The sequence below is a fragment of the Klebsiella sp. Ech2A genome, assembly GCF_030078455.1.
In the GTDB taxonomy this organism is placed as follows: Bacteria; Pseudomonadota; Gammaproteobacteria; order Enterobacterales; family Enterobacteriaceae; genus Klebsiella; species Klebsiella terrigena.
Genome location: NZ_JAQGFU010000374.1, coordinates 1 through 1,921, shown reverse-complemented (window position 1 = coordinate 1,921; position 1,921 = coordinate 1). Strand labels below are relative to the sequence as shown.

Annotated in this window: 3 protein-coding genes; 1 reads left to right on the top strand and 2 read right to left on the bottom strand. The window is 64.0% G+C overall.

Translation table 11 applies throughout. From position 1 onward, the window contains the following. The coding region (locus PFH44_RS27120) for a hypothetical protein (protein ID WP_283826766.1) at nt 1-108 on the bottom strand (108 nt) is incomplete at its 3' end. Between the two features lie 127 nt (nt 109-235). On the opposite strand from PFH44_RS27120, the gene hpxR reads away from it, so the two are divergent. Next, complete coding sequence (gene hpxR, locus PFH44_RS27115) at nt 236-1,168, top strand: LysR family hpxDE operon transcriptional regulator HpxR (protein ID WP_283826765.1); 933 nt, start codon at nt 236-238, stop codon at nt 1,166-1,168. Between the two features lie 6 nt (nt 1,169-1,174). Here hpxR and PFH44_RS27110 read toward each other — a convergent pair. Beyond that, nucleotides 1,175-1,921 (bottom strand): FAD-dependent monooxygenase (locus tag PFH44_RS27110; protein ID WP_283826764.1); only part of this gene is annotated, 747 nt, incomplete at its 5' end.

The following is a 1,921-nucleotide window of genomic DNA, read 5'->3' as shown; positions in this document are numbered from 1 at the left end:
ATAAGGGACAGCGGCCCGGGCGACCGGGTGCCAGCATTTCGCCAGCCGGAGCCAGTCGTCCGGCTCGAAGGTGCAGCGGGCCGGTGGGGTGGGATTGGTTCTGTTCATCATGTTCCTTCCTGCTCACGGAAAAGCATTTGTTTAATTGTTGTGAGTTTATTGTTGTCATATTAGGGTGTTGACATCCATCGCCATTAATTCACTAAGCCGTTGCAAAAAAGAGAACAGGGGGAATATGAGTCCGTTTTCGCGTTTCGCTATCTATTTCGCCGCGGTGGCCCGCAGCGGCAGCCTGCGCCGGGCGGCTGAAAAGCTGCATATCTCGGCCTCGGCGATAAACCGCCAGATCCTGCAGGCCGAAGAGGAGTTCGGCACGCCGCTGTTTGAACGGCTGCCGGAAGGGCTGCGCATGACCACAGCCGGAGAGCTGCTCTATGACAACCTGCTGCGCTGGCAAAAGGAGTTTCAGCTTACGCGCCAACAGTTTGACGAGCTGCAGGGGCTAAAGCGCGGCAGCGTCAGCATCGGCATGGTGCAGGCGCTGGCGGAGGGCAGCTTTGCCGCGGCGCTGGCCGATATTATTGCCTCGTGGCAGTGGCTGGAGCTCAATCTGCGGGTGGCGGATAGCCACGCGGTGAGCGAAAAGGTTCGCCAGGCTGACGTCGATTTTGGCCTGATCCTCGATCCGGAGGGCCAGGCGGGGCTCAGCGTGCTGGCGTTCGTTGAGCTGGAGATGGGGGTGGTGATGCGCCCGGACTGCCCGCTCGCGCAGGCTGCGGCGCTGTCGTTAGGCGATCTTAGCCACCTGCGGCACATCCTTCCCGGCGCGCCGCTCATCGTGCATGACCGGGTGGCGATGCTCTATCGGCACTACGACTTTTCCCCGGCAAACAGCATCAGCTGCAATGATATTCGGCTGATTAAATCGCTGCTCCTCAAAGGCAGCGGCGTCACGGTACTGAGCCTGCTCGACGTGCTGGATGAGGTCAACAGCGGGCAGCTGGCGTTTATCCCTTTGCGCAACAAGCTGCTGCGGCCGCTGACCCTGGCGCTCTGCACCGCGCCATCGCGCCAGCTCTCTCGTCCGGCGCAGATGGCGATTCAGAAGCTGACGGCGGTGATGGAGGCGATGCAGGCCGTCGGCGGAAGCCGGGAGCCGCAGCCCTGAAGGCGGCTAGCCGAGCGGGCCGCCCTGGATCGTCTCGCACAGGCCGTTGATGATCCGCTCCCCGCTCTCCTCTTCAAGCTCCCGGTACCAGGCCTCGGTTAGCGCCATCTCCTTGCCGTGGGTGATATCGCAGCGCTTGCGCGCTTTCAGGATCAGGTCGCGAACCCGCTCGCAGCGCCGGGCTTCGTACTGGCGCAGCGCGGCGGCGATATCCCCGCCGTCGCGTAGCGCTTCGCCCAGCACCACCGCGTCCTCCAGCGCCGCGCAGCCGCCCTGGCCGATATCCGGGGTGGTGCTGTGTCCGGCATCTCCCAGCAGCGCCACCTTCCCGCGCACCAGGCGGTCGAAGGGCTCAATATCGTGAATTTCAATTCGGTTGGTGGTGGCCGGATCGAGGCGGGCGATCAGCGCCTGCACCGGCGCTGCCCAGCCGCTGAAGTAGCGGCTAAGATCCGCCCTCAGGGTGCTACGATCTTCCGCCAGTCCGGCCGGCAGGGGGACATCAAAGAAAAAGTAGAAGCGCCCCCTGGCGACCGGCATCAGCGAGACGCGCTTGCCCTCACCGACAAAGGTGGTCCACTGGTCGGCGGGGGCGATGGCCTCGTCAATCTCCACCAGACCGTTCCAGTTAACGTAGCCCGCGTAGCGCCGTTCGGGGGTAAAGCCGAGCACGTACGGGCGCAGGGCGGAGTGGCTGCCGTCGGCGGCAATCAGCATATCGCCGCGGGCGGTGGTTCCGTCCCTAAACCACCC

Coding starts and splice junctions, on each gene's coding strand:
- hpxR (WP_283826765.1), top strand. CDS start 236: ATGAGTCCGTTTTCGCGTTTCGCTATCTATTTCGCCGCGGTGGCCCGC.